Source organism: Sphingopyxis sp. EG6 (assembly GCF_003609815.1).
GTDB lineage: Bacteria > Pseudomonadota > Alphaproteobacteria > Sphingomonadales > Sphingomonadaceae > Sphingopyxis.
The window spans coordinates 3,281,356-3,308,207 of sequence record NZ_AP017603.1 but is presented as its reverse complement, the minus strand read 5'-3'; the positions used below and the strand labels follow the sequence as shown (position 1 = coordinate 3,308,207).

28 protein-coding genes and 1 tRNA gene are annotated in these 26,852 nt (G+C 67.2%); 14 read left to right on the top strand and 15 right to left on the bottom strand.

Annotation, left to right across the window (positions count from 1 at the left end; all coding sequences use genetic code 11):
* Positions 1–20 precede the first annotated feature (20 nt).
* On the top strand, positions 21–1,085 hold the full coding sequence (gene queG / locus SPYCW_RS16020; protein WP_120217652.1) for a tRNA epoxyqueuosine(34) reductase QueG: 1,065 nt from the start codon (positions 21–23) through the stop codon (positions 1,083–1,085).
* 110 nt (positions 1,086–1,195) lie between these two features.
* Here the strand turns inward: queG and SPYCW_RS16015 are convergent, their stop codons facing one another.
* Positions 1,196–1,576: a hypothetical protein gene (locus tag SPYCW_RS16015; protein ID WP_120217651.1), complete on the bottom strand. Its 381-nt coding sequence runs from the start codon at positions 1,574–1,576 to the stop codon at positions 1,196–1,198.
* Positions 1,573–2,256 carry an EI24 domain-containing protein gene (locus SPYCW_RS16010; protein WP_120218353.1) on the bottom strand — a complete coding sequence of 228 codons (684 nt, stop codon included), beginning with the start codon at positions 2,254–2,256 and terminating at the stop codon, positions 1,573–1,575. Before SPYCW_RS16010 ends, SPYCW_RS16015 begins: the two co-directional genes overlap by 4 nt.
* A 109-nt stretch (positions 2,257–2,365) precedes the next feature.
* On the opposite strand from SPYCW_RS16010, the gene SPYCW_RS16005 reads away from it, so the two are divergent.
* Positions 2,366–3,364: an adenosine kinase gene (locus SPYCW_RS16005; protein WP_120217650.1), complete on the top strand. Its 999-nt coding sequence runs from the start codon at positions 2,366–2,368 to the stop codon at positions 3,362–3,364.
* Positions 3,365–3,421: 57 nt separating this feature from the next.
* Positions 3,422–3,679: a hypothetical protein gene (locus SPYCW_RS16000; protein ID WP_120218352.1), complete on the top strand. Its 258-nt coding sequence runs from the start codon at positions 3,422–3,424 to the stop codon at positions 3,677–3,679.
* A gap of 13 nt (positions 3,680–3,692) precedes the next feature.
* Here SPYCW_RS16000 and SPYCW_RS15995 read toward each other — a convergent pair whose 3' ends face one another.
* The 3 genes from SPYCW_RS15995 to tsaD form a co-directional block, all read right to left on the bottom strand.
* Entirely contained in the window at positions 3,693–5,228 is a 1,536-nt protein-coding gene (locus SPYCW_RS15995; protein ID WP_120217649.1) for a lipopolysaccharide biosynthesis protein, read from the bottom strand.
* Between the two features lie 76 nt (positions 5,229–5,304).
* The gene (locus tag SPYCW_RS15990; RefSeq protein WP_232014740.1) at positions 5,305–6,312 is read right to left on the bottom strand and encodes an NAD(P)H-dependent glycerol-3-phosphate dehydrogenase; all 1,008 of its coding nucleotides are present in this window, start codon (positions 6,310–6,312) and stop codon (positions 5,305–5,307) included.
* Positions 6,309–7,343: a tRNA (adenosine(37)-N6)-threonylcarbamoyltransferase complex transferase subunit TsaD gene (tsaD, locus tag SPYCW_RS15985; RefSeq protein WP_120217647.1), complete on the bottom strand. Its 1,035-nt coding sequence runs from the start codon at positions 7,341–7,343 to the stop codon at positions 6,309–6,311. The genes SPYCW_RS15990 and tsaD overlap by 4 nt, the downstream gene beginning before the upstream one ends.
* Positions 7,344–7,406: 63 nt before the next feature.
* Between tsaD and hemC the strand changes: the two genes are divergently transcribed.
* The 5 genes from hemC to SPYCW_RS15960 are packed head-to-tail and all read left to right on the top strand — an operon-like array spanning position 7,407 to position 12,341.
* The gene (gene hemC, locus SPYCW_RS15980; RefSeq protein WP_120217646.1) at positions 7,407–8,354 is read left to right on the top strand and encodes a hydroxymethylbilane synthase; all 948 of its coding nucleotides are present in this window, start codon (positions 7,407–7,409) and stop codon (positions 8,352–8,354) included.
* Entirely contained in the window at positions 8,351–9,040 is a 690-nt protein-coding gene (locus SPYCW_RS15975; RefSeq protein WP_120217645.1) for a uroporphyrinogen-III synthase, read from the top strand. Before hemC ends, SPYCW_RS15975 begins: the two co-directional genes overlap by 4 nt.
* A 19-nt stretch (positions 9,041–9,059) precedes the next feature.
* Positions 9,060–9,965 (top strand): mitofilin family membrane protein, encoded by a 906-nt coding sequence (locus SPYCW_RS15970; protein ID WP_120217644.1) that lies wholly within the window; start codon positions 9,060–9,062, stop codon positions 9,963–9,965.
* 47 nt (positions 9,966–10,012) lie between these two features.
* The gene (locus SPYCW_RS15965) at positions 10,013–11,218 is read left to right on the top strand and encodes an acyl-CoA dehydrogenase (protein ID WP_120217643.1); all 1,206 of its coding nucleotides are present in this window, start codon (positions 10,013–10,015) and stop codon (positions 11,216–11,218) included.
* The gene (locus tag SPYCW_RS15960; protein ID WP_120217642.1) at positions 11,208–12,341 is read left to right on the top strand and encodes a CaiB/BaiF CoA transferase family protein; all 1,134 of its coding nucleotides are present in this window, start codon (positions 11,208–11,210) and stop codon (positions 12,339–12,341) included. Before SPYCW_RS15965 ends, SPYCW_RS15960 begins: the two co-directional genes overlap by 11 nt.
* A gap of 223 nt (positions 12,342–12,564) precedes the next feature.
* Here the strand turns inward: SPYCW_RS15960 and SPYCW_RS15955 are convergent, their stop codons facing one another.
* Positions 12,565–14,928, bottom strand: coding sequence for a TonB-dependent receptor (locus SPYCW_RS15955; protein WP_120217641.1), 2,364 nt, complete (start codon positions 14,926–14,928; stop codon positions 12,565–12,567).
* A gap of 203 nt (positions 14,929–15,131) precedes the next feature.
* Between SPYCW_RS15955 and SPYCW_RS15950 the strand changes: the two genes are divergently transcribed.
* Both SPYCW_RS15950 and SPYCW_RS15945 read left to right on the top strand, forming a co-directional pair.
* Positions 15,132–15,767, top strand: coding sequence for a TetR/AcrR family transcriptional regulator (locus SPYCW_RS15950; RefSeq protein WP_120217640.1), 636 nt, complete (start codon positions 15,132–15,134; stop codon positions 15,765–15,767).
* A gap of 53 nt (positions 15,768–15,820) precedes the next feature.
* A complete protein-coding gene (locus tag SPYCW_RS15945; protein WP_120218351.1) occupies positions 15,821–16,333 on the top strand; it encodes a DUF1993 family protein in 513 nt (170 codons plus the stop codon).
* A 44-nt stretch (positions 16,334–16,377) separates the two neighbouring features.
* Here SPYCW_RS15945 and metW read toward each other — a convergent pair whose 3' ends face one another.
* Positions 16,378–16,965 carry a methionine biosynthesis protein MetW gene (metW, locus tag SPYCW_RS15940; RefSeq protein ID WP_120217639.1) on the bottom strand — a complete coding sequence of 196 codons (588 nt, stop codon included), beginning with the start codon at positions 16,963–16,965 and terminating at the stop codon, positions 16,378–16,380.
* Positions 16,965–18,086, bottom strand: coding sequence for a homoserine O-acetyltransferase MetX (gene metX, locus SPYCW_RS15935; protein WP_120217638.1), 1,122 nt, complete (start codon positions 18,084–18,086; stop codon positions 16,965–16,967). Before metX ends, metW begins: the two co-directional genes overlap by 1 nt.
* A 79-nt stretch (positions 18,087–18,165) precedes the next feature.
* Here metX and hisC point away from each other — a divergent pair, with 79 nt between their 5' ends.
* Together hisC and SPYCW_RS15925 are read left to right on the top strand one after the other, a co-directional pair.
* Positions 18,166–19,281 carry a histidinol-phosphate transaminase gene (gene hisC / locus SPYCW_RS15930; RefSeq protein WP_120217637.1) on the top strand — a complete coding sequence of 372 codons (1,116 nt, stop codon included), beginning with the start codon at positions 18,166–18,168 and terminating at the stop codon, positions 19,279–19,281.
* A gap of 3 nt (positions 19,282–19,284) precedes the next feature.
* Positions 19,285–20,193: a prephenate/arogenate dehydrogenase family protein gene (locus tag SPYCW_RS15925; protein ID WP_120217636.1), complete on the top strand. Its 909-nt coding sequence runs from the start codon at positions 19,285–19,287 to the stop codon at positions 20,191–20,193.
* Positions 20,194–20,339: 146 nt separating this feature from the next.
* Here the strand turns inward: SPYCW_RS15925 and SPYCW_RS15920 are convergent, their stop codons facing one another.
* From SPYCW_RS15920 to ftsE, 4 genes are read right to left on the bottom strand one after another with little or no spacing between them, the layout of a single operon-like run.
* Positions 20,340–21,071 carry a lysophospholipid acyltransferase family protein gene (locus tag SPYCW_RS15920; protein WP_120217635.1) on the bottom strand — a complete coding sequence of 244 codons (732 nt, stop codon included), beginning with the start codon at positions 21,069–21,071 and terminating at the stop codon, positions 20,340–20,342.
* Between the two features lie 11 nt (positions 21,072–21,082).
* Positions 21,083–21,613: a YdcF family protein gene (locus SPYCW_RS15915; RefSeq protein ID WP_120217634.1), complete on the bottom strand. Its 531-nt coding sequence runs from the start codon at positions 21,611–21,613 to the stop codon at positions 21,083–21,085.
* Entirely contained in the window at positions 21,610–22,515 is a 906-nt protein-coding gene (locus SPYCW_RS15910) for a cell division protein FtsX (protein ID WP_120217633.1), read from the bottom strand. Before SPYCW_RS15910 ends, SPYCW_RS15915 begins: the two co-directional genes overlap by 4 nt.
* A gap of 10 nt (positions 22,516–22,525) precedes the next feature.
* Positions 22,526–23,257 (bottom strand): cell division ATP-binding protein FtsE, encoded by a 732-nt coding sequence (gene ftsE, locus SPYCW_RS15905; protein ID WP_120217632.1) that lies wholly within the window; start codon positions 23,255–23,257, stop codon positions 22,526–22,528.
* 170 nt (positions 23,258–23,427) lie between these two features.
* Here ftsE and SPYCW_RS15900 point away from each other — a divergent pair, with 170 nt between their 5' ends.
* Positions 23,428–24,192, top strand: coding sequence for a zinc-ribbon domain-containing protein (locus SPYCW_RS15900; protein ID WP_120217631.1), 765 nt, complete (start codon positions 23,428–23,430; stop codon positions 24,190–24,192).
* Positions 24,193–24,225: 33 nt separating this feature from the next.
* Here SPYCW_RS15900 and SPYCW_RS15895 read toward each other — a convergent pair whose 3' ends face one another.
* Positions 24,226–25,260 (bottom strand): YeiH family protein, encoded by a 1,035-nt coding sequence (locus SPYCW_RS15895; protein ID WP_120217630.1) that lies wholly within the window; start codon positions 25,258–25,260, stop codon positions 24,226–24,228.
* A 133-nt stretch (positions 25,261–25,393) separates the two neighbouring features.
* On the opposite strand from SPYCW_RS15895, the gene SPYCW_RS15890 reads away from it, so the two are divergent.
* Positions 25,394–25,470, top strand: a tRNA-Arg gene (locus SPYCW_RS15890).
* Positions 25,471–25,512: 42 nt separating this feature from the next.
* Here the strand turns inward: SPYCW_RS15890 and SPYCW_RS15885 are convergent.
* A complete protein-coding gene (locus tag SPYCW_RS15885; protein ID WP_120217629.1) occupies positions 25,513–25,800 on the bottom strand; it encodes a hypothetical protein in 288 nt (95 codons plus the stop codon).
* Entirely contained in the window at positions 25,797–26,849 is a 1,053-nt protein-coding gene (locus SPYCW_RS15880; protein WP_120218350.1) for a Leu/Phe/Val dehydrogenase, read from the bottom strand. The genes SPYCW_RS15885 and SPYCW_RS15880 overlap by 4 nt, the downstream gene beginning before the upstream one ends.
* Positions 26,850–26,852 lie beyond the last annotated feature (3 nt).

Below are 26,852 nucleotides of genomic sequence, written 5' to 3'. Positions count from 1 at the left end.
GGCTCGCGTATAGAGCGGCAATGGTTGCAGAAGCTTTGCCTGCCGAAACCCCTTCGCTCGAAGACCACCTGGAGGCGGTGGCGCGCGCGCAAGGTTTTGTCGCGTTCGGGATCGCCGACGCCGATGCCGCGCCGCAGACCGCCGCGCGGTTGAACCAGTGGCTTGCCGAAGGACGCCACGGCGACATGATCTGGATGGAAAGCCGCGCGGCGCAGCGGGGATCGCCGAAAGGGCTGTGGCCCGAGGTGAAATCGGTGATCGCGCTGGGGATGAGCTATGCCCCGGCGCACGATCCGCTGGCGCTCGCCGATCATCCGGGTCGCGGGCGCATTTCGGTCTATGCGCAGGGCGGCGACTATCATGACGTCGTCAAAAAGGCGCTGAAGGCGGTGGCGCGCTGGCTGGTCGTCGAAGTCCCCGGAACCGAACTCAAGGTGTTCGTCGATACCGCGCCGGTGATGGAAAAGCCGCTGGCGGCGGCGGCGGGGCTGGGCTGGCAGGGCAAACACAGCAATCTGGTCAGCCGCGAGCATGGCAGCTGGCTGTTCTTGGGTGCGATCTACACGACATTGGCGCTGTCGCCGAGCCGGCCCGGACGCGACCGCTGCGGCAGTTGTACCGCGTGTCAGGACGCTTGCCCGACGCAGGCGTTTCCCGCGCCCTATCGGGTCGATGCGCGGCGCTGCATCTCGTACCTCACGATCGAGCATGACGGGCCGATCCCGCTCGACCTGCGGCGCGGGATCGGCAACCGCGTCTATGGCTGCGACGATTGCCTGGCGGTGTGTCCATGGAACAAATTTGCCGAGACGGCGCACGCGCACCGCGCCTTTTTGCCGCGCGGCGAACTCGTCGCGCCGTCGCTCGCCGACCTGCTCGCGCTCGACGATGCGGGGTTTCGGCAGGTGTTTGCGGGGTCGCCGATCAAGCGCATCGGGCGCGGGCGGATGGTCCGCAACGCCGCTATTGCGGCGGGGAACAGCGGCGATCGTGGATTCCGCCCGGTGCTGGAGCGGCTTGTGGAAGATGACACGCCGATAGTCGCGGATGCGGCGCGGTGGGCGTTGGATGAGCTGGCGTCGTGACGTCAGTATCGATTTCATTACTGTAGCCCTAAGCTTGTCGAAGGGCGCTTCTCGGCGATAGTCGCCCTTCGATAAGCTCAGGGCTACGGTTGGTCTGGTCAGCGCCTGTTCTAGCGGCGCAGCGCTTCGATGCAGCTTGGGACATTGGCATCGCGGCCGTCGGGAGTGCGTGCGTCGACATGGGTGGCGAGTGGATCGGCGCCTTGTTTGGGCGGGTAATAATAGATGTCGAGGATGCAGGCGGCGCCAGCAAACTGCAGCTTTCGCGCGGCGCCTTCGGCGACGTCGAGGCGCGGCTTGCCGAACAGTCCGAGCGCAGCGTTTGCGGGGCGCCCGATCAGGCTGTTGTTCTGCGTCGGGCGCGGCGCGGTGATCGGGCCTGCCGCGGGCGGCGCCTTGGGCGGGGTGGCGCGCGGAATCGCGTTTCCGGCGCAGCCGCCGAGCAGCAGGGCCAGCCCGGTGAGAATCGCCAGGCGATTGTTTTTGATCATCTGTTCGGGTCCCCGCTCGCCAAATGGAGCATGTGGACGGCCATAGCGGCGCTGACGATCGGCGCCAACAGATTGGCGACGGGTACCACAAAGCTTGCGGCGGACAGCAGGCCGAGTGACCAGCGGGCGGGGCGGCCCAGTCGCGGCCGGTCGGGATGGCGCGCCAGCACCATCGCCTCCAGATCGCGGCCGAGTAGCAGCGCGTTGACGAACAGTGCAAAGATCGGGGTGCCGATGCCGGTAACCAGCAGCAGGATATAGACCGGCAGCGCGAGCAGGTTGCCGCCGATGAGCCGGGCCAGCGATGCAAGCGCGAGGCGGATATTCTGCCGCCAGCCGACATCGACGGCGCGCGCCGCGGCGGCGGGATAATGGCGTCCTTCGACATCGGCGACGATCGCGTCGGCGAACAGCCCGACGACGACGATCGCGACGGCGCGAAAGAGCAGCCAGCTGCCCGCGACGATCAGGAGGACAACCAAGATGCCCGCCATGTCCTGTTCGGCGGCACCCAGCCACCCCCAATGGTCCATCGCCCAGCGCGCCGCGAAATAGAGTGCGGCGCCCGCAACGATCAGCAGCAGCAGGGTAAGCGCCAGGCTTTGCAGCAGGATGCGCAGCACGCGCGGGTTCGGCAGATCCCGAAGCGCGAGGAAAAAGGCGGGGACGGCGCGGGTCATCGCCCCGGGGATGCTGGGCGGCGCGCCGCGCGTCAAGCGCCGCGCTTGCCTTGACCGGCGCGCATCCCTAAAGCGCGGCAGTTTTTTCCCACGCATCACAGGATCTTTCATGGCCGCCACCGCCCGTTTTGACGTTGTTGCCATCGGCAACGCGATTGTTGACGTCCTTGCCCGCGCCGACGACTCGCTGATCGCGAGCGAAAATCTGGTCAAAGGGTCGATGCGGCTGATCGACGCCGACGAGGCCGAGCGGCTTTATGCGGCGATGGGCCCGGCGATCGAAATGTCGGGCGGCAGCGCGGCGAACACGCTCGCCGGAATGGCCGCGCTCGGGCGCCGCTGCGGGTTTATCGGCCAGGTCGCGCAGGACCAGCTGGGGCAGGTGTTCACGCACGACCTCACTTCGCTCGGCGTCGCGTTCGACACGCCGCCGTCGGACGGCGGCGCGCCGACCGCGCGCTGTCTGATTCTGGTGACCCCCGATGGTCAGCGGACGATGAACACTTTTCTGGGCGCGTCGCAGAATCTGGGGCATGAATCGCTTGATGCGGCGCTGATCGCCGACGCCGATATCTTGTACCTCGAAGGCTATTTGTGGAATGCCGACGCCTCGCGCGCGGCAATGGCCGAAGCGATCGGGATGGCCAAGGCGGCGGGTCGCCGCGTCGCGTTCACCTTGTCGGATACCTTTGTCGTCGCCGGCCATGGCGAGGATTTCCGTCGCATGATGGCGGCGGGCGACATCGACATCCTGTTCGCGAACGAGGCCGAGTTGCTCGAACTGGCGCAGGAAGGCGATTTCGAAACTGCGCTCGCCAAAGTGGCCGCCGAGGTGCCGCTGCTCGTCGCGACGCGCGGCGAGCATGGTGCGGTCGCTATTCAGCAGGGCGAACGCACCGAAGTCGCCGCCGAGCCGATCGACGAGGTGGTCGACACGACCGGCGCGGGCGACCTGTTCGCCGCTGGTTTCCTGGCGGGACTGGCCGAAGGGCGCCCGATCGCCGACTGCCTGACGATGGGCGCGGTGTGCGCGCGCGAAATCATCGCGCAGGTCGGTCCGCGTGCCCAGACTGACCTTCGCACGAAGGTCGCCGCGCGGCTCGGCTAGGAACTTTCGGCCAGCCAACGCGTCCTATGCGCCAGACGAATGGCACAGGAGGATGGCATGGCCGACGAGATTCATGAAACGCGCGCGCCCGACGGGACGACGCACACGACGACGATCATCGATCGCGAACCGCGGCGCAGCGGCGGATTGGGCATGGGCCTGATCCTGCTCGTCGTGCTGGCGGTCGCGGGCTTTTTTGCGTTCCAGTTCCTCGCCAACGACAGCGCCGAGACTGGTGCGATCACCGAAGCGGCGCAGAAGGTGGGCGATGCGGCGCAGGACGTCGGCGATGCCGCGCAGGAAGCGGTGAAGTAATCGAAGCCAGACGCTAGGTGGCGGCGGGCTCTGCCCCCGCCGCTTCGGGGTGTTTCTTGAACAGCGCGCGGTCGGCGGGGCCGAAGCCGCGCGTCCAGATCAGCCATGAATAGATGCCGAGAATCACCGGCACGCCGATCAGCAGCTCGGCCCATTCGGGCAGCTGTGTCGCGCCCCAGCCGAGAATGGCGGCGCCCGCGGTCGCCCACACGAGCGCCCAGCGCAGGCTGTTGACCGGTGCGCCAAGGACGCGCGCGAGCAGTCGCGCCTTGACCACCGAAGCAAAGCCCAGCGCGAGCATCAGCGCGAGCGCGACCGCGGCGGCGTAGGTGATCGGGGGCAGGCCCATCGACTGTGCGACCAGGATCAGCGTGACGCTGAGCACCGCCTGCAACGCCAGCGTCGCGATGCTGATCAAAAGGTTACGGTGGCGCGCGACATAGACCAGCGCGGCTTCGCTGACGACCGCGGTCGCGGCAACGACTTCGGCGGCGAGCAGGAAGGCGAGCGCGGCGGTGCCGCTGACGAATTCGGGGCCGACGAGGCCCATCACAGCCTCCCCGGGAATGCCGAGCGCGAGCGCGACCCCGGCCTGCGCGGCGATGATCCAGAAGCCGACCTGGCTGACTTGTGCCGCCACGGCGGCAAGCCGCTTTTCGGCGAGGTTGCGGGTGATGACGGGGCCGAGGATCGGTTCAAAGCTCGTTTTCAGCTTTTGCGGCAGCGATGCGACCTGCTGCGCCATGTAATAGATGCCGTAGATGGTCGGCGAGGTGAACTGGCCGAGGATGAACAGGTCGAGGCGGCGCGTGCCCCATTCGATCGCATCGGCGGCGGCGAGCGGCGCGTTGCGCCGCGCAACTGCGATCAGCGTGGCCGGATGCGGTTGCCAGCCGCGCGGCCCGCCATAGTGGCGCAGCATCGGGATCAGCGCCGTCAGGAACGCCCCGACCATCGCGGCGGCGTAGGACAGCATCAACCCGTCGCGGACCGACACGAACCAGAATCCCGCCGCCGCCGCGCTGATCACCCAGGGTTCGACGATCGCGCGCGCGCGCACCGTTGTGCCGATGTCAAAGCGATAGGCGCAGGCGGCGAGCGCGATGTCAGTTCCCGCAATCGCGAAGACGAGCAATGCCATCCAGCGATCGCTGCCGCCGACATCGCCGGCGGGAAACATGAGCTGCGGCAACAGGAATAGCAGCGCCGACCCCGCCGCCGACGCGAGAAAGGCGACGAACATGCCGTCCCAGACGACCGTGCGATGATCGGCGCCGGGAACGCTGAGCTGTTCGGCGAGCCCGCGCTTCAGGCCGAGGGTTGCGAGCTGAGCGACCAGCTCGATGACGAGCACGGCAAAGGCGAAGCGCCCGACGGCTTCGGGGCCGTACCAGCGGCCGGCGACATAGAGGAAAGGCAGGCGCGCGACCAAGCGCAGGATGAAGCCGAAGAAGTTGGTGCGCCCGCCCTTGGCAAGCGCGGCGGTGTCGGCATCGCCCGATGGGGCTGCGGCCGATGCGGGCGCGGCTGCGCTATCCGTCTGGCTCAAGCCCGCCGCCCCTTCTGCTGATCCCCGGCGCGCAGTCTAGCGCGGTGCGGGGGCGCAGGCAAATCCGTACACTTGATCACCGGCCCTCGGATCGCAGCGGGCGGCTGAGCAGGGCGTGAATGGCATCGGCGACACGCGTTTCACCCGCGACCAGCTGCGCGACGGTGTCGCAGATTGGCATGTCGATACCGTCGGCGCGCGCCGCGGCGGCGACGACCGGGGCGCTGAATGCGCCCTCGGCGACGGTGCGGCGGTCGGCCATCAGCGTGGCGGCATCCTCGCCGCGTCCGAGCCCCTGGCCGAGCGCGAAGTTGCGCGAATTGGACGAGGTGCAGGTGAGGACAAGGTCGCCGAGCCCGGCGAGCCCCGCGAGCGTTTCAGCCTGCGCACCGCGCGTGAGGCCGAAGCGCGTCATTTCGGCAAAGCCGCGGCTGATCAACGCAGCGCGCGCGTTGAGCCCGAGCCCGGCGCCGTCGACGATACCGCAGGCGATCGCGAGGATATTCTTGATCGCGCCGCCAATTTCGGCACCGATGACGTCGGTCGACACATAGGGGCGGAAATGCGGGCGCGCGATCGCTCCGGCAATCGCGGCGGCGAGGTCGGGATCGGCGGCGGCGAGGGTGATGGCGGTCGGCAGCCCGGCGGCGACTTCGTTGGCAAAGGTTGGCCCCGACAGCACCGCGTGCGGACGCTGCGGCGCGAGGTCGCGCGCCATGTTGATCGGGAAGGCAAAGCTGTCCGCCTCCATCCCCTTGCTGCAAAAGATAAGCGGCGCGTCGCCCGCGGGCAGATCGGCGAGCACGTCGCGCAGGAATGGCACCGGTACGACGATGAGTAGCGCGTCAAGCTCAGCCATGTCGACGAGGGAGCCGGTCGCGGTCAGCGAGGCCGACAGCGCGGCGCCAGGCAGGAAGTCCGGGTTGCGATGCTCGGCATTGATCGCTGTCACGACCTCGGCTTCGCGCGCCCACAGGCGCACCGGGGCACCGTCGGCGGCGAGCAGCTGGGCGAGCGCCGTTCCCCAGGCGCCGCCGCCGACGACGCCGAAATTCTTGTATGACGTCATGCTTTCACGCGTCATGCCTTGACTCCGGCGCCGCGCACGGTTTCGGCCGCGGGATCGAGCGGCCAGCGCGGGCGAGCGGCGACCGACAGGTCATCAAACAGGCCCGCGGCGAAGCGCTCGGCCCCCGCCCAGGCGATCATCGCGCCATTGTCGGTGCACAGCCACAAGGGCGGCGCGACGAAGGGGCGTTCGAAGCGCGCGGCAAGATCGGTTAGCGCCGTGCGGATCGCGCCGTTGGCCGCGACACCGCCCGCCACAACGAACGCGGTCGCGTCGGGACAGGCGGTCAGCGCAATGCGGCTGCGATCGACGAGGCAGTCGACAACCGCCTGCTGGAACGAGGCGGCGAGGTCGGGAATGCTGTGCGCGCCGGTGGCGGCGGCGCGGGCGACCGCGCTTTTGAGCCCAGCAAAAGAGAAATGCGGCTCGGCGCTGCCGACGAGCGGGCGCGGCAGTGGCACCGCATGGGGGTTTCCCTCGCGCGCGATGCGCTCGACTGCCGGGCCGCCCGGATAACCGAGGCCGAGCAGTTTGGCGGTCTTGTCGAACGCCTCGCCCGCGGCGTCGTCGATCGTGGTGGCGAGGCGGCGATAGTCGCCGACTCCGTTGACGAGCAGCAATTGGCAATGGCCACCTGAGACGAGCAGCAGCAGATAGGGGAATTTCAGATCGGGTTCGGCGAGGCGCGGGCTCAGCGCGTGGCCTTCAAGGTGATTGACCGCGATCAGCGGCTTGCCTGCGGCATGGGAAAGCGCTTTGCCGGTGACCAGCCCGACCATCACCCCGCCGATCAGCCCGGGGCCGGCGGTCGCGGCGATGGCATCGACATCGGCGAGCGACACGCCCGCATCGACCAGCACCCCGGCGACGATCGGCGCGAGCCGGTCGACATGCGCGCGCGCGGCGATTTCGGGAACGACGCCGCCGAACGGGCCATGCTCGGCCTCTTGCCCCGCGACCCGATGCGCCAAAATGCGCCGGTCGCTGTCGACGAGCGCTGCCGCGGTTTCGTCGCAGCTCGATTCAAGGCCGAGGATCAGAGTCATTATCTTGCGCGTTCCTTTACCCGCCCCTTTATCGGCAGGGCAAGCCGCGCTAGCAGCTTTGCGATGATCGACCTTCCGACCCCCGAAAACCCGCTTCGCATCGGCACCCGCGCATCGCCGCTGGCGATGGCGCAGGCGCATATGACGGTTGCGGCGCTAATCGTGGCGCATGGCCTTGCGCCCGAGGCGCTCACCATCGTGCCGATGACCGCCACCGGCGACCGGATCCAGGACCGTGCGCTGGCCGAGGTGGGCGGCAAGGAACTCTGGACGCGCGAGCTCGACGCGGCGCTTGATGCCGAGCTGATCGATATTGCGGTCCATTCGCTGAAAGACGTCGAAACCATCCGCGATGCGCGCTTTGCCCTCGGCGCCATGCTCGAACGCGCCGATCCGCGCGACCGGCTGGTCGTGCGCGAAGGGATGGCGGCGACGACGATCGCCGATCTGCCGCACGGCGCGCGGCTGGGCACGAGCAGTCCGCGCCGCGCGGCGCAGGTTCGGCGGATCCGGCCCGATCTCGAGCCTGTGCTGCTGCGCGGCAACGTCGCGACGCGGCTGGCGAAGCTCGCGGCCGGCGAGGCCGACGCAACCTTGCTCGCGGCGGCGGGGCTCGACCGGCTGGGGATGCACGCGGTCGGCACGGCGCAGGACACCGCGATGCTCCTCCCGGCAGCGTCGCAGGGCGCGATCGGAGTCGAATGCCGCGCCGCCGATGGCGATACGCTGGCCTTGCTCCTCGCAATCGATCATGCGCCGACCCATCGTGCGGTCGCGGCAGAGCGCAGCTTTCTGGCCGCGCTGGGCGGCGATTGTCGCTCGCCGGTTGCCGCGCATGCGCATTGGCGCGATGACGGCATGCTGCAAATGGAAGCCGAAATTTACTCCGACGACGGCGCCGATCAGGCTGCGGGGCATGCGCTGATCGATCATGACGATGCGGCAGCGGCGCTGGCGCGGCGATTGCTCGACGACGCTCCCGATACGGTGCGGCGGCTGTTCGCCGCATGAGCGGCGGCCTGCCGCTCGTCGTCACCCGCCCCGAACCGGGCAACAGCGCCACGATCGGGCGCGCCGCCGCGCTTGGTCTCGACGCGCGTGCAATGCCTTTGTTTGCCGCGCACCCGATCGACTGGGCGCTCCCGGCGCCGACCAACTACGACGCGCTGTTACTGACCAGCGCGCAGGCGGTGCGGCTTGCGGGCGTGCAGCTTGCCGAGCTGGCGGCGCTGCCCGTCCACGCGGTGGGAGAGGCAACCGCCAACGCGGCGCGGGCGGCGGGGTTGACCGTGGTGCAGACCGGCACGGCCGATGGCCAGGCTTTACTTGACGCCATGGCGTCAGAAAAAATCGGCCGGATATTATGGCTTTGCGGCCGCGAACGGTCCGAATTCGATCCGCGTGGTGCGCTGCTGGACCCGCGCGCCTGCTATGGTGTCGAGCCGGCAGAACCGCCGGGCGACTGGGCCGAGGTCATCGCCGCGCCTGCCGTGCTGCTCGCCCATTCGGCGCGCGCGGCGCGGCGGATCGGCGACCTCGTCGGCGCATCGCGCGGGCATCTGGCGCTCGTCGCGATCAGCCCTGCCGTCGCCGCGGCGGCGGGCGCGGGATGGGCCGAACAGGTCGCGGCGGCAGCGCCCACCGACGCGGCAATGTTGGCACTGGCGCATGCTTTGTGCCACAAGGGCGGAAAATAGGGTCGTTCGAAAGAGAAATATGGCAATCGATAGCATCGACACCCCCTCGCCTGCGGTCGAGGCGGTCCCGGCCAGGGGACCATCGTTTCGGCTGCTCGCCATCGCTGCCCTGCTCCTGCTGCTGATCGGTGTTGCCGGGGGCGGCTGGGCGGTGAATCGCTGGCTGACCACTACCGATAGCGCCCCTGCGGCGAACGTCATCGCGCCGCCAGCGGTTCGCGATATGGCCGATCCGGTGCGGATCGCCGATGCGGTACCGAAAGGCGCGCCGCTGGTCGTCGCGCCCGTCGATGGCGCCAATGCGCTGGCGGCGCGCGTGGCGGAGCTCGAACAGCGGCTGTCGCGGATTACGCTGGAGGCCGAATCGGCGTCGGGCAACGCATCGCGGTCGGAAGGATTGCTCGTCGCCTTCGCCGTGCGCCGCGCGCTCGATCGCGGCCTGTCGCTCGGCTATCTCGACGCCCAGCTGCGTCTGCGCTTCGGCGACGACCAGCCCAACGCGGTCAAGACGATCATCGAAACGTCGCGCGATCCGGTAACGCTGGAACAATTGCGCGCCGAACTCGACACGCTGGCGCCGCAGCTCGTCGGGCGCGGCGGTGACGACAGTGGCAGCCTGTGGACCGGCTTTCGCCGCGAGCTGAGCGAGTTGTTCGTGGTCCGCGCGGCGGGAACGCAGTCGCCGCGCGCTTCCGAGCGGCTCGATCGCGCGCGACGTTATCTGGGTGCGGGCCAAGCCGACCTCGCGATTGCCGAGGTCGAGGCACTGCCGGGTGCGGCCGCCGCCAATGACTGGCTGATCGACGCGCGGCGCTATCATGAGGCACGGCGTGCGCTTGACCTGATCGAGACCGCCGCGATATTGGAGCCGCGCGACAGCCCCGCTGCCGCAATCGCCCGCAGCACCGCGGCCCCGACCCCCTAGCGCGCGTCCCGAAAGGGCTGCTCGCCATATAGAGAAAGCCCCTTTCCATGGCCCTCGCCGATCCGCAGCGCATCGAAGCGCTCGACCCCCTCGATCCTCTTCAGCTCGACGCCGAGCTCAGCGAAGAGGAACGGATGGTGCGCGATACGGCGCGTTCCTACGCGACCGATGCGTTGCTGCCGCGCGTCACTTCGGCGTTTCTCGACGAGCGGTTCGACCGCGAGATCATGTCCGAAATGGGCGCGCTGGGCCTGCTTGGCGCGACGATCGATCCCGAATATGGCGGCGCCGGGCTGAATTATGTCAGCTACGGGCTGATCGCGCGCGAGGTCGAGCGCGTCGATTCGGGCTATCGTTCGGCCTGTTCGGTGCAGAGCAGCCTCGTGATCCATCCGATCAACGCCTACGGCAGCGAGGAGCAGAAGCGGAAATTCTTGCCCGGACTGACCTCGGGCGAACTCGTCGGCTGTTTCGGGCTGACCGAGCCCGATGCGGGCAGCGATCCTGGCGGGATGCGGACGCGCGCCGAAAAGATCGAAGGCGGCTATCGCCTGAAGGGCGCAAAGATGTGGATCACCAACTCGCCGATCGCCGACGTGTTCGTCGTGTGGGCGAAGTCGGAAGCGCATGGCGGCGCGATCCGCGGCTTTGTGCTCGAAAAGGGCATGAAAGGCCTCTCGGCGCCGAAGATTGAGGGCAAGGTGAGCCTGCGCGCGTCGGTGACCGGCGAGATCGTCATGGATTCGGTCGAGGTCGGCGAAGACGCGCTGCTGCCGCACGTATCGGGGCTCAAGGGTCCCTTCGGTTGCCTCAACCGGGCGCGTTACGGCATCGGCTGGGGCGCGATGGGCGCGGCCGAATTCTGTTACGAGGCGGCGCGGAACTATACCGGCGAGCGCCAGCAGTTCGGACGCCCGCTCGCGGCGAACCAGATCGTCCAGTTGAAGCTCGCCAATATGCTCACCGAAATCACGCTCGGGCTGCACGCGGCGCTGCGCGTCGGGCGGTTGATCGACGAAGGGCGCCTGATTCCCGATGCGATCAGCTTCCTGAAGCGCAACAATTGCGGCAAGGCGCTCGATATCGCCCGCGTCGCGCGCGACATGCACGGCGGCAACGGGATTTCGGCCGACTATCATGTCATCCGTCACGCGGTGAACCTGGAAACGGTGAACACCTATGAAGGGACGCACGACGTCCATGCGCTGATCCTGGGCCGCGCGATCACCGGCATCTCCGCCTTTGGCGGCTGACAGCGCGAAACCGCTCGCAGGCATCCGCGTCGTCGAACTGGCGCGGGTGCTGGCGGGGCCGTGGTGCGGGCAATTGCTCGCCGACCTGGGGGCCGAGGTGGTCAAGGTCGAGCGACCGGGGGTCGGCGACGACACCCGCAGCTGGGGACCGCCGTTTGTCACCGGTGCCGACGGCGCTAATCTGGGCGCCGCCTATTATCACAGCACCAATCGCGGCAAGTTGGGGGTGGCGATCGATATTGCCACCTCGGCGGGGCAGGCGGCCGTACGCGATTTGATCGCGGGCGCCGATGTGGTGATCGAAAACTACAAGGTCGGCGGGCTGGTCAAATATGGTCTCGACCCCGCGACGCTGCTAGCCGATTTCCCGCAGCTGATCGTCTGTTCGATCACCGGCTTCGGCCAAACCGGCCCCTATGCCCACCGCGCGGGCTATGACTTCATCATCCAGGCGATGGGCGGCGCGATGGCGTTGACCGGCGAACCCGACGGCGCGCCGCAAAAGGCGGGGATCGCCTATGCCGACATTTTTACCGGGATGTATTCGGCGGTCGCGATCCTCGCAGCGTTGCGGCGCCGTGACGCCACGGGTCGGGGCGCGCATATCGACATGGCGCTGCTCGATTGTCAGGTCGGGGTCCTCGCCAATCAGGCGGCTAATTATCTGGCGAGCGGCGTGTCGCCGCGGCGGTTGGGCAATGGCCACGCCAATGTCGTTCCTTATCAGGCGTTCGCGACCGCCGACGGCCAGCTGGTGATCGCGGTCGGCAACGACGGGCAGTTTCGTAAATTATGCACCATCTTGGGCGAGCCGCGCTGGGCCGATGACGTGCGCTTTGCGAACAATGCGGCGCGGTTGGCCAATCGCATGACGCTGATTCCGCTGCTCGCGGCGAAGGTCGCGGGTTGGGATTCGCAGCCGCTGGCGTTGGCGCTGGAGGCGGAGGGCGTCCCTGCGGGGCCGATCAACGATATTGCAGGGGTGTTTGCTGACCCGCAGGTGATCGCGCGCGGAATGCGGTTCCGGCCGGAAGGGGGTTTCGTTGATGGGCTCGCCAGCCCGATCGTCATCGATGGCGAGCGGATGGTCGCGGCGGGCGGAGCGCCGGTTCTGGGCAGCTGATTTCGCGCGGGAGCTAACAAACTGTCCTTTGTATTCCGTTCGTGTCGAGCGAAGTCGAGACACGCTGAGCTCTTGCCCGCCTGCGCGTGTCTCGACTTCGCTCGACACGAACGGGGTGGGGGATTGGTCTAGACACCATCCCACTTCACCATCGTGTCCGCGCAACGAAAAAGGGGCGCCGTCGCCGACGCCCCTTTCCCCCTTTTTGTCGATTGCCGGTGGCTCAGAACTTGACCGTGCCGGTGACGAAAATCTGCCGCGGGTTGCCGTAGAAAGCGGTCAGCGTTCCTTCGGTGCCGAGCGCCGAGGTGGGCAGGCCGTTGCCGCCGAGGATCGGGGCGCCGGTCGTCGGGTTGACGTTGATGAAGGTATAGCCTGAGGTCTTATATTCCTTGTTGGTCAAATTCTTGCCGAACAGCCCGATGCTCCAGCGATCGTCGGGGGCGGTATAGACGACGCTCGCGTCGAGCAGCGCAAAGCCCTTTTGATCGATGTAGGGGTTCGGGATTTCGAACTGATAGGTCTTGCTGCGGTACGACAAGGTTGTGCCAAAGCTGAGGTCGCCGTCGCCGATCGGGGTGGCATAGGCGAGGGTGCCACTGGCGGTCCATTTGGGGGTGTTCTGCACCTCGCGGAATTCGGCGACGTCGGTCGGGCGACCGCCGATGTTCGACACATATTCCTTATATTGCGCATCGATGTAGCCGAGCGCGGTCGACAGCGTCAGCCGATCGCCCGCCGCGGCGAGATCCTCGCCCAGCCGGATGCGACCTTCGAATTCGACCCCCTTGAAGGTCGCCTTGCCGGCGTTCGACACGATGCCGCAGAAGCTGGGCAGGCCGCTGACGGTGCAGGCGACCGAGCCCGGGATCTGGACATCGGTATAGTCGGCGTAGAAGCCGGCGATCGCGACATTGACCGCGCCGTCCATCAGGCTGCCCTTGTAGCCGACTTCATAGCTTTCGACCTTTTCAGGACGGAAGCTCAGGAAAGCGGCGATTTCCGCGTCGCTGCGGATGCCATTGCCATCGGTATCGGGGGCGTTGACGCCAACGCCGCGCGGATCGAAGCCGCCGCCCTTGAAGCCCTGCGAATAGCTGGCGTAGAGCGTATGGTCGGGGGTCGGCTTGAAGGTGAGCGACGCGCGCGGGGTGAATTTCTTGAAGCTGCGCTTGCCGTCGAAATCGGTACCGGGGGCGCCAAAAGCGACTCCCGCGCCGCCAAACACCGGCGACCCGCCGCCGAGATAGTTCTGGCGCAGGATCGACGCTTCGCGCGTGTCCCAAGTGTAACGACCACCGAGCGACAGGCTGAGCTGGTCGCTGAAATCGAAGGTCGCGTCACCGAACACGGCATAGGTCGTGGTATCGACATCGGCCTCGGTAAAGGCGGTCAGCCCGGCGAGGGTGTTGAAGATGCGGACGTCGAACAGGGTGTCGGCGGTCGCGTCGAGATAGTAGAAGCCGAGCAGACCCTTCAGCCGGTCGCCTTCGTAGAGCAGCTGGAATTCCTGGCTGATCTGTTCGTTGAAATAGAAGCCGGGGACGTCGACATCGACCGCGGGCAGCGCGTCGAAATCGATCGGGGTCGCCGATGTATCCTTGCGCCAGGCGCTGATCGACCGCAGCGTCACCGTGTCGGTCAATTCGGCGGTGACATTGAATGCCAGACCATAGGATTCGATCTCTTGCTTCGGATCATTGAGGCCGCCGCGGCTGTCGAACACATTGTCCAGTACCGGCGCGTTGGTGCGCAGCGAGGGGATCAGGCGGTGGCCGCCGCGCGGCGCGCTCTTGTCCTTGGTATAGTCGCCCGAAATGCGGATCAGCACCGGCGCGCCATAGCTGCCGAGCTCGACCGTGCCGCGGCCGGCCCAGACGTCCTTGTTGTAATTTTCGAGGCCGGTGGTGAGGTTGTCGCCGAAGCCGCCGCGCGACAGCCGCGCAATCGAGCCGCCGACGCGGACGATGTCGCCGATTGGGGCGCTGGCGGTGACGACCAGGTCGGCCTGGTCATAGGTGCCGAGCGTGCCCTTGAGCTTGAGCGAAAATTCTTCCGGCAGCTGTTTGGTGACATATTTGACCGCGCCGCCGATGGTGTTGCGGCCATAGAGCGTGCCCTGCGGCCCGCGCAGGATCTCGATGCGTTCGACGTCATAGATGTCGAGCACCGCGGCCTGCGGGCGGTTGAGATAGACGTCGTCAAGATAGAGGCCGACCCCCTGCTCGAAACCCGACACCGGATCCTGCTGGCCGACGCCGCGGATGAAGGCGCTGAGCGTCGAATTGGTGCCGCGCGACACTTCGAGCGTGGTGTTCGGCGTCGTCTGCCCGACGTCGGTGATATCGATCGCGCCCGCCTTGGTCAGCGCGTCGCCCGAATAGGCGGTGATCGCGACCGGAACGTCGATCAGGCGTTCGTCGCGGCGGCGGGCGGTCACGATGATCTCGTCATCGCCGGCGTCGGTGCTCGTCGCATCGGCTGGCGCAGCGGTATCCTGGGCGAAGACGGCCGGGGTGAAGGCGAGCATGGACAGCGCGCTCGAAGCAAGGACGGCGCGGCGCAGCGGACGAGCGAAAGGACGCATGTAGGACTCTCCCATGTAAGGAGCGACCGCTTGCCGCCCCTGTCGTTTTTTTGGGCCCGGTGCTTGCCAAGCCGCGACGCACCCAATAATGAAACATGAACCAAGTTTCAACTTGGAATATGACTTCGTCGTTTTTTGCTTGCCAGTGGTGCGAAAAAGCCACGATGCAGCGGGGGCGTGCGGAGGGGAGACGGAAGATAGCCATGGATCAGCCGCAAGACGCAGCACCGATCGCCGCGGGTGAGGCGCGCGACAAGACCCCGCGCACTGATCGCGGGCGCCGCACCTTGCGCAAACTGCTCGACGCCGCGGCGGTGGAGTTTGGCGAGCGCGGCTTTCACGAAGCATCGATCAGCGGCATCACCCGCCGCGCCGGGACCGCGCTCGGCAGTTTTTACACCTATTTCGATTCGAAAGAGGAAATCTTCCAGGCGCTGGTCCGTTATATGAGCGAGCAGCTACGCGACCATGTCACGCCGCTGGTGCAGGCGGCGCCCGACGAGATCAGCGCCGAGCGCATCGGGCTTGAATCCTTCCTGGGCTTCGTGCGCGAGCATAAGGAAATCTACCGGATCATCGACGAGGCCGAGTTTGTCGATTACGCCAGCTACCGGCGTCACTATGAAACCACCGTTGCACGCGTGCGCCAGCGGCTTGAGGACGGCGCTGCGCGCGGCGAGATTCGCGCCGACGTCGGCGAAATCCACGCTTGGGCGATCGGCGGGATGAACGTGTTTCTGGGCATGCGTTACGGCCTGTGGGACGCCGATGCCGATATTTCGGAGATTGCCGCCATCGCGAATGATTTTGTCGCCAACGGGCTGAAAAAGCGGGATTGAATGCCATCCGCTGATAGCGCAACGTGGCAAACCGAAAGCTGTAGAGGTTGGAAATGGCTTACGCCCGCTCGGCTCTGACAATCTTCCATGACATGCTCGGAACGCTCGATCGCCTTCTGCGCAAAGCAGAGGAGGCGGACATGGCGGATAATGTGCTGGCGGCCAAGCTGACCGACGACATGTTTCCGCTCGAACTGCAGATACGCGTCGCGATCAACCAGGTCTTGCTGGCACTGAATCAGGTGGGGGGACTTGCAGTCTCGCTTGAGGAGGCAACCTATCATTCACTTGCGCAAGCTCGCGAACGCGTCGCGGTCGTTCGCGCACTTGTCGAGCGTGCGAATGGCGATGACTGGGCTGCTGCGGACTCGACGGTCGACCTGACGTTGCCAAACGGCGTCCGTTTCCTGATGTCGTCGGAGGAGGATATTCGAGACTGGATCATGCCGAATTTCTATTTTCACATAACGATGGTGTACGCTCTCCTGCGCAATGCGGGGTTAGCCATCGGGAAAATGGACTTCATCCCCCATATGGATCGTTACAAGGTGCCGGTTGCGGAGTAGCGGCAGCACCGCGTCGTGCCTGATGTTGGCGCGAGCGTCCCCGATCAGCGACGCGAAATCAGAAAAATCGCATGTTCGGCGCGCCAGCTGGCCGCCGCATCGCTTGTCGGCCTGTCGCCCGACAAGTGCCACACGCGCTCGACCCGGATGCCTTTCGCGCGGACGAGGTCGCGAAAATCGCTGACCGTGACATGGTGGATGTTCGGGGTTTCATACCAGGCGATGGGCAGCAGCCGCGTTACCGGCATGCGGCCGTTCCAGAGCAGCGCGAGCCGGACGCGCCAGTGCGCAAAATTGGGGAAGCTGACGAAGGCGCGCGGCGCGATGCGCAGCAGTTCGTCGACCACCCGGTCGGGGCGCTCGGTGGTTTGCAGCGTCTGCGACAGGATCGCATAGTCGAAAGCGTCATCGGGATAGTCGGCAAGGTCGCGGTTCGCATCGCCCTGCACCACCGACTGGCCGCGCGCGATCGCCGCGGTCACGTTTGCCGGGTCGATCTCGAGCCCGCGCGCATCGACGCCCTTGGCGCGCAGCGCCGCGATCAGCTCGCCATCGCCGCAGCCCACGTCAAGGACGCGCGCGCCGGGCGGCACGGCGTCGGCGATGATCGCAAGATCGGGGCGGAGAGCCATCAGAACCCCGAACCCAGGGCGCCCGCAACGAGGCGGTCGAGCGCCGGGACGTCGAGCAAAAAGGAATCATGACCGAAGGGCGCCGACAGCTCGACAAAGCTCGCCGCCGCACCGACGCTTTGCAGCGCCTGCACGATGCGGCGCGACTCCGAGGTCGGGTACAGCCAGTCGGTGTCGAAACTGACGAGGGTGAAACGCACGTCCTTTGCGCGGGCAAAGGCACCCGCGAGCCGCCCGTCATGCGGCTCGGCCAGGTCGAAATAATCCATCGCGCGGGTGATATAGAGATAGGCGTTGGCATCGAAGCGGTCGGTGAAGGCGAGCCCCTGATGCCGCAGATAGGATTCGACCTGGAAATCGGCATCGAAGCCGAAGCTCTTGATGTCGCGCGCCTGCAGGCGGCGGCCGAATTTCTCGGTCAGCCCTTCTTCCGACAAATAGGTGATGTGCGCCGCCATGCGCGCGACCGCGAGCCCCTTGGTGGGCGCGCGCGTGCTGCCATAATATTGGCCGTCCTGCCAGTCGGGGTCGGCCATGATTGCCTGCCGCCCGACTTCGTGGAACGCGATATTCTGCGCCGAATGGCGCGCCGCACTGGCGATGACGAGCGCCGAGCCGAGGCGCTGCGGATAGGTTGCCGCCCAGGCGAGCGCCTGCATCCCGCCCATCGACCCGCCAACGACGGCGTGAAGCCGCGCGATGCCCAGATGGTCGAGCAGCAGCGCCTGCGCCCGCACCATGTCGGTGATCGTGATGACCGGGAACGCCATGCCCAGCGGCGCACCGGTCGCGGCGTCGGGGGTCGCGGGGCCGCTCGACCCCATGCAGCTACCGAGTACATTGGCGCAGATGACGTGAAAGCGGTCGGTGTCGATCGGCTTGCCGGGACCGACCATGCGCGCCCACCAGCCGGGCTTGCCGGTCGCCGGATGGTCGCTCGCGACATATTGGTCGCCGGTCAGTGCGTGGCAGATCAGCACCACGTTCGACTTGTCGGCGTTGAGCGCGCCATAGCTTTGATAGGCGATCGTCGTCGCGGGCAGGCTCTGGCCGCTGTCGAGCGCGAGCGGCGCCGCGATCGTCACGCTCTGGTGCTGAATCTGGTGGAGCAGGCTCGCCATGATGGGCGCGGGGCTAAGCGGGTGCAGCCACCCTGTCAACGTACTGGACTCAGACGGCTGACGCGCTAAACGGCGCGGCATGACCGACACGACGCAAACCCTTGAGCCGAAGCCGTGGATCAGCGGCATCGCCCCCTATGTTCCCGGCAAATCGGCGGGAGCCGACGGTCGCCCGCTGATCAAGCTGAGCGCCAACGAAAATCCACTCGGGACGGGTGCCAAGGCGCGCGCGGCATTTGCGGCGGCGCAGGGCGCGGCCGACGCGCTGTCGCGCTACCCCGATCCGGGCTCGAACGAGCTGCGCGCCACGATCGCGGCGAAGTTCGGGCTCGATCCGGCGCGGATCATCTGCGGCAACGGGTCGGACGAACTGCTGCATCTGGCGGCGGGCACCTATGCCGGCGCGGGCGACGAGATCCTGTATGTGCGCTATGGTTTCGCGGTTTACGAGATTGCGGCGCGGCGCGTCGGAGCGGTGCCGGTCGAGGCCGATGACCGCGACTATGCGACCGACGTCGATGCGTTGCTCGCAGCGGTGACCGACAAGACGCGCGTCGTCTATCTCGCCAATCCGAACAATCCGACCGGCACGCTGGCGTCGCGCGACGAGGTTGCGCGCTTGTACGCGGGCCTGCCCCAGAATGTGCTGTTCGTCATCGACCAGGCCTATTCGGAATATCTGTCGGATGCCGAGGATGACGGCGGGTTCGAGCTTGCGAAGACGCAGCCGAACGTGTTCATCACCCGCACTTTTTCCAAGATCCACGGGCTCGCCGCCGAACGCATCGGCTGGGGCTATGCCGCGGCCGAGGTGATTTCGGCGCTGCACCGCATCCGCCTGCCGTTCAACGTCACGCGCGCGGGGCAGGCGGCGGCGATCGCGGCGATCGGCGACGAAGACTTTGTGACCGCCAGCCGCGAGCATAATGCCAAATGGCGCGCCTGGCTGGCGCAGGAGATCGAGAGCCTGGGCAATCACGGGCTGCGCGTCGTGCCGTCGGCGTGCAATTTCCTGCTCGTGCTGTTCGAGGGCAATGTCAGCGCCGAGACGGTGTATAACCGGCTGATGGAGGCGGGCTATATCGTCCGCTGGCTGCCGGGGCAGGGATTGCCGCACGCGCTGCGCATGACGATCGGCACCGAGGACGAGACGCGCGGGCTCGCGGCGGCGATCCGCGCCGCGCTGAACGGCTGATCGATGGCGCGTCCGGTCGAGCGATTGGCGATCATCGGCCTGGGCCTGATCGGATCGTCGATTGCCCGCGCGGTCAAGGCGCGGCTGCCGGGCGTGAGCGTGACAGGCTATGACGCCGACGCCGACGTGCGCGACGTCGCGCAGCAACTCGCACTGTGCGACATCATCGCCGACCGCGCTGACGCGGCGGTCGCGGGCGCCGATCTTGTCATATTGGCGGTGCCGGTTGGCGGTATGGCCGCCGCGGCGCGCGCGATCGCACCCGGTTTGGCGGCGGATACCATCATCTCCGACGTCGGATCGTCGAAGGCGAGTGTGGCCGAGGCGCTGGCGCATGCCTTGCCCGGGCACATCGTTATCCCCGCGCATCCGGTTGCCGGGACAGAAAACAGCGGTCCTGCCGCGGGCTTTGCCAGCCTGTTCGAGGGGCGCTGGTGCATCATCACCCCGCGTGCGGGCGCGCCCGAGGATGCAGTTGCTGCGCTCACGACCTTCTGGGAAGCGCTGGGGGCCAAGGTTGATGTCATGGACGCTGCGCACCACGACATGGTGCTCGCGGTGACCAGCCATCTGCCGCACCTCATCGCCTATACGATCGTCGGGACCGCGAGCGAGCTGGAGGAGGTCACCGAAAGCGAGGTCATCAAATATTCGGCGGGCGGTTTCCGCGACTTCACGCGCATCGCGGCGAGCGACCCGGTGATGTGGCGCGACGTGTTTCTGGCGAACAAGGACGCGGTGCTGGCGACGTTGCAGCGGTTCAACGAAGATCTGACCGTGCTGCAACAGGCGATCCGCCGCGGCGATGCCGCCAAGCTGGAGGACTGGTTCACGCGCACCCGCGCGATCCGCCGGTCGATCATCGAGCAGGGGCAGGATGACGCAGCGCCCGATTTCGGGCGGAAACATTAAACCACACGCCCAACCGCCGTTCGTATCGAGCGAAGTCGAGATACGCTCGCCCTGCCGGCGCTTCCACGTGTCTCGACTTCGGCCTGCGGCCGAAGTTTATCCTGAGCGCCTGCCAAGGCAGTCGAAGGGCTCGACACGAACGGGAATTAGGGGGCGCTATAGCCTTCGAGCAACGCCTCGGGCGGGTTCAGCGCATTGATCGCGCGCCAGACGCGCTCCTCGGCCTCCTCGCGCGGCAATCCGGCGGGGATTGTCGCGCCGACCTTATAGGTGATCGTCCCGGGCCATTTGACCCAGCGGCGCGGCGGATAGGCGATGCCGCTGTTCACCGCGACCGGGATCACCGGCACGCCGAGCAGGCGGTAGATGCCGGCAAATCCCGAGCGGAGCGGCGGTGCCAGCCCGTGCGGAATCCGCGTTCCCTCGGCGAACAGCACCAGCGGGCGATCCTTGGCCAGCGCGGCCTTGGCGGCGTTCAGCATCGCGCGCATCGCCTTGCCGCCGCCGTCGCGATCAACCGGAATCAGGCCATAGAAGCGCGCCGCCTGCCCCCAGACCGGGATGTTGAACAGCTGTTCCTTGGCAAAGACCGCCGGATGCTTGAACAGGCCGGGCTGCTCGATCGTCTCGAACGCGCCCTCATGCTTGAACACATAGAGCACCGGAATGTCGGGCATCTCGCCTTCGACGACGATTTTCTGGCCCAGCACGAAGCGGCAGGTCAGCCGGTGGAACTGCGCCCAGATCCGCACGAACCAGATCGTCGCGCGGTGCGAGATCGGCAGCGAAATCACCGCACCGATCGAGCTGAAACTGCTCATCAGCACGAACAGGATCCAGAACAGGATCGAACGAACCAGGGCCAAGATGTAACGCATCGGCCTTGCGCTTACAGACCGAGCAGGCCGCCCGCCAGCCCTGCGAGATATTTGTGATATTCGCGAAACAGCGTGGCGAAATTGGGCTCGCTGCGCACCGCGTCGGGCAGGATCGTCACCTTGTCGCCAACCGCGCGGGCGATCTCATATTCGGCGCGGCGCATATGCCAGTCGGTGGTCACCAGCCGCACGCTTTTATAGTTGCGCCGCGCAACCCAGGTCGCGACCTCGGTCGCGTTCGAACGCGTATCCTCGGCCTCGAACCCCAGCGCTATGCAGCAATCGAACAAGGCCTGCGGGCGTTTATATTCCGCCGCCAGCTCGCGCGGTTTCACCTCGCGCGCGACGCCGCTGATCAGCAGGCGCTTGGCATCGCCTGCCTCGAGCCGTTCGAGCGCCCGGTCGATGCGCCCCGGCCCACCGGTGAGTACGACGATGGCGTCGGTTTTTTGCGCCGCAGCGGGGAGCGGCGGCAGCAGCGCAAACCATGCAAAGCCGAGCACCCAAGCCAGAAACAGAAGGGAAAGCAGGCGCTTGATCATAATATCTTCTTGAGCGCGGCGAGCAACGTCTGGCGCGCCGTCAGGGCTGCGAGCGCGATAGCCAATAGCGGCAGCGCCAGCAAGAGCGCCCAGCCGGTCGGCCCGAGCGACGCGGTCGCCGCCAGCCCCGAGGTGACCCCCGCCCATTGCCAGCCGATCAGGAGCAACAGCGCCGCGGCGACCGCAGTGCCCAGCGCGATGCCATAGGCGGTGTCGATCGCGATCCGCCGCTGGAACAGCCGGGTGATCTGGCGGTCGGTGGCGCCGATCAGGTGGAGCATCTCGATCGTCGCGAAATGGGTTCCAAGCGCCGCACGCGCGGTCATGATCACTACCGCGGCGCTGGCGAGCGTCATCAATATGACGAGCGCGCCGGCGATCCATGCGAGCGAACCGATTAACTGGGCGACCGGCCCCAGCCATTCGGCATGCGGAATGATCCGCGCGCCGGGGGCTTCGGCGGCGACCAATGCGCGCAGCTCCTGCATGTGGCGGCTACGGTTTTCGCCGACAAAATCGATATCGACGAGCGCGGGAAGCGGAAGTGAATTCAGTACCGGATCGTCGCCATCAGCGCTGCCAAACCATTGTCCGAGCGTCGCCTGCAGCTCCGCGCGATCGACCGCGCGCGCCGACAGGACGAAGGGCTGGGCGGCGGCGGCGCGGCGCAGCGCCGCGGCCTGTTCGGCGCGGGTGACCGGGTTGGGGGTGACGATCTGCACCGTGACCCGTCCGGCGATGGCGCTGCCGATCGCATTCGCCGATCGCGCCAGCCCGACACCGGCCGCCGCGGCGAGCAGGGTCAGCATCATCAGGATCGCGATCACCCACGGGGTCGGGCCCGACAGGCGGCGATCGGGAAGCAGGCGGCGGTGCTGGACGGGAACGCGGGGGATGATCATCGGCGGCCCGTCATGCCCGGTTCGCCGGCGGATAGCGCAGCGCGCCGGTGGGGTCGGCGAGGCGGCCCTTTTCCAGCCGCATCATCTGGGCATTTTCGATGCGGCTGATCAGGTGAATGTCGTGCGTGGCGACCACGACGGTGGTCCCGAGGCGATTCAGCGCCTCGAACAATCCCAACAGGCGCGTCGCCATTTCAGGATCGACGTTCCCCGTCGGTTCGTCGGCGACCAGCAATTGCGGGCGCGCGATCACCGCGCGCGCGATCGCGACGCGCTGTTGCTCGCCGCCCGACAGTGTCGCCGGGTGCGCCTCGGCGCGGTCACCCAGGCCGATCCAGCTCAACATTTCGCCGACTGGCCCCGACAGATCGTCTTCGCCGACCCCCGCGATCCGCAGCGGCAGCGCGATATTGTCGCGTGCCGACAGATGCGGGATCAGGCGGAAATCCTGAAACACCACCCCGATCCGGCGGCGAAAGCCGGGCAGGCGCTGGCGCGGCATGCTCACCAGATCTTCGCCGAACAGCCGGACGATGCCGCGGCTTGGTCGCTGCGCGAGGTAGAGCATCTTGAGCAGCGAGGTCTTGCCCGCGCCAGAGGCGCCGGTCAGGAAATAGAAGCTGCCCGGTTGCAGGTTGAAGCTGATGTCGCTCAGCACTTCGGCATCGGGGCCATAACGCAGGCCCACGCCGTCGAATTCGACCATCGCGCCACCGGGGCGCGGAGCGGCGGCGTCGGTCATGGCGTCACGCGCACGCGGTTCGGCGCGGGAAGCGTGGGACATAATCGGGGCGCGGCGGCGCTCATGCCCCGCCTGTTACACGGCTATAGTGTCAGGTAAAGCGGGGAGTGGGCGGCGTGCGACGACGCGGCACTTGCAACACCGCGAATCAGCGTGTTTAGAAGGGGACCATGATCCTCGCCTGCCCGTCCTGCCGCACCCGTTATGTCGTACCCGATACCGCGATCGGGCCGACCGGGCGCACCGTGCGCTGCGCAAGCTGCCGTCACAGCTGGTTTCAGGAGCCCGCGGCGATCGATCCGACCGCTTCGGCGGCCGTCGACGCGCCGGTCGCGGCTCCGGCAAGCGAGCCCGCACCTGCACCCGTTCCTTCCCATCCCGAACGTCCGGTCCCGGTCGCCGAACCTGCGCCGCCGCCGCCGCCCGAAGCCTTTGCCGCCGACCCGGCGCCGCGGGCGGCGCCCCCGGTCTTTGACGAAGCGCCGCTGCCCTTTCGCCGCCCGCGGCGCAATCCGGCGAAGCGCTGGACGCTGATCGCGGCGAGCGCCGCCGTGCTGATGATCGCGGCAACCGCTGGACTCACATATTTCGGCCTGCCCAGCTGGGCGCAAGGCCTAGGGCTGCCCGGCATGGCTGCCGAACCCGACCTGGTGATCGAGCTGCCGCCCAACCAGGACCATCGCGAGCTCGCCGACGGAACGATCTATTTCGCCGCATCGGGGGTGATCATCAACCCGACCGACCGCGAACAACGCGTGCCGCCGATCCTCGCCGAACTGCGCGATGCGCAGGGGACGATCGTCTATAGCTGGACGATCAAGCCGCCGGTGCGGATGCTGCCGCCCAACGAAAAGGTCAATTTCAGCGAAGCAAAGCTCGACATCCCGCGCCGCGCGACGCAGCTGACCGTCAGCTGGGCATTGCCGAAAAGCTAAGTTCTTCCAGAGGTATGGCGTGACGTCGCGGCGTCACAGGCTCAATGCAGCACCCAGCGACAACAGGAAACTGGTCACCGTCGCGACGATGATCGGTGCAAAGCTCCGCCACCCCTGATCGAGCAGCAGGTGCAGCCGCGCCTTCATCGCGGTGGCGACGATTGCGAGCAGGAGGAGTGCCTGCGCGCTGGTCGCCGCGCCATCCTGAACAGATGAGGGGATTTCCACGAGCGAATTGAGCGCGGCTATCGCTAGAAAACCGACGATGAACCACGGCAGCCGCAGCGGGATCTTGCGCGCGCCATCGCCTTCGCCGCGCCGTCCCAGCCACAGCGCCACCAGCATCAGCATCGGCGCGAGCAGCGCGACGCGGGTCAGCTTGACGATCGTCGCCACCTCGCCCGCGGGGGCTGAGAAGGAGAAACCGCCGCCGATCGCCTGCGCGACGTCATGGATTGACGCGCCGATCAGGAAGCCCGCCTGCGCGTCGGTGAGGTGAAGCTCGGCGGCGAGTACGGGATAGAGTGTCATCGCGAACGCGCTAGCGACGGTGATCCCGACCAGGGTCAGCGTGAAGCGCGCCTGGTCGACGCGCTTGTCACCGATCAGCGAATAGAGTGCGAGCGCCGCCGACGCGCCGCAAATCGCAGTCGCGCCGCCCGCCAGCAGCGCCGCGTGGCGATCCTGCGCGAACAGCCGCGCGGTCGCGACGGTCATGACGATCACCGCGAGCATGATCAGCACGAGCAGCGCGAAGGGCAGCGGCCCCAGTTCGGCGAGCTGGTCGGCGGTGATCCGCGCCCCGACGAGCACGATCCCGATGCGCAGTGCGGTCTGCGACATCAAATCGAGCCCCGCGTGCGTCCGCCGGTCCTGCGACAGAAAGCTCATCGCGAGGCCGATGAGCAACCCCATCAGCACCAGCGGCGCCGCATAATGATCGGCGAGCCAGGCGGCGGCGAGCGCCGCGATCGAGGTGACGAGCACCCCCGGCAGATAGTCGCGCCAGCGCCGCCGGGCCGGAGGATGCGCCTCGAGCTGCATTTCGCCATACAGGTCGGCGGCCATCGGCCAGTTTCGTTCGGATGATGCGTTCACGCCGCGGTCCCCATGCCCATGGCGCCGCTTCGCACATTGCCGCGCCCCGGTCGATAGGCCATTGCTGCCGGGCCGCGCTCTTGCTAGAGGCCGCGCTCTATTGGCACCCGTAGCTCAGCTGGATAGAGCGCTGCCCTCCGAAGGCAGAGGCCAGGGGTTCGAATCCCTTCGGGTGCGCCATTTCCTGTGATCGCCAGAGAATCCGCCGTTCGTGCCGGTTCATCATGCCGCGGCGGCGGTCGGCGTGGCTGGTGCGCCGCAACCGTCCTCGGCGTTTTCGATAACATCGCAGCGCGCGCTGGCGACCAGCACCGCTTCGTGCAGTTTTGCGGTAACGATCGCGGCGGTGGCGGGGTCGAGATCGTCGAAGCCGACCTCGATCTGGACCATACCGTCGCACAGACGTGCCGCCAATGTGGCGGGAATCAGCGACCGCTGCGCGAACACGCCGATGATGCGCGGCAGCGTTTGCGGATCGGGATAGGCGACGATCCGGAACTGCCGCGTCACGCCGCGATCCGGCCCGCCGATGCGATCAGCCGCTCGGCGGTTTCGTCGGCAACGGTCGCGGGCGACAGGCCGCGGCGCGAAGCCTCTTCCAGGATGGCGGCGACGCGCGGGCCGATCTGCGCGACCCGGCTTGCCACGCTGGCGGCGCTTTCGCCGAGATATTCCGCCGAAACGCTGATGATCCCGCCGGCGTTGGCGACATAGTCGGGGACATAGGTGATGCCGCGATCGCGCAGCATGGCCGCAACCTCGGGGGCCGCGAGCTGGTTGTTGGCGCCGCCGCACACGAGCCTGGCCTTCATCGCCGCGACGGTCGGTTCGTCGAGAATGCCGCCGAGCGCGCAAGGGACAAAGATGTCGCAATCGACCGACGCGATCGCATCGGCGGCGACGACGCGCGCGCCGAGGATCGTCGCCAACCGGTCGCGGCGCCCCGGTGCGACATCGGCGATGACCAGCCGTGCCCCCGCATCGGCGAGACGGCGGCAGAGTTCGCCGCCGACATTGCCGGTCCCCTGCACCGCGACGGTGAGCCCTTTGAGGTCGCAGCCCAGCGCGAAGGTGGCACCCGCCTCGATCGCGCCGAACACACCCGCGGCGGTCCACGGCGACGGATCGCCGCCCGCCGCGGCGCCGACCGCGGCCAGCCCCGCGACATGGCGTGTCTCGCGCGCTACGTCCTGCATGTCGGCGACGGTCGTGCCGACATCTTCGGCGGTGACATAGCGTCCGCCCAGCGCCTTGACCGCGCGGCCAAAGGCGGCGAACAGCGCGGCGCGGTCGAACGGCGCGTCGGGGCGGCGTAGCACCGCCTTGGCGCCGCCAAAGGGCAGCCCGGCCATCGCATTCTTGTAACTCATACCCTCGGCGAGCCGGAAGGCGTCGGTAAACGCCTGGTCCAGGTCGGGATAATGCCACAGGCGGCAGCCCCCGGCGCCCGGCCCTAGCGTCGTCGAATGAACGACAATGACGCCGTCCAGCCCGACGCTCTTGTCCTCCAGCCGGACGGTTTCAAGGGCGGGCAAACGACCCGAAAATTGCACAACCATCAT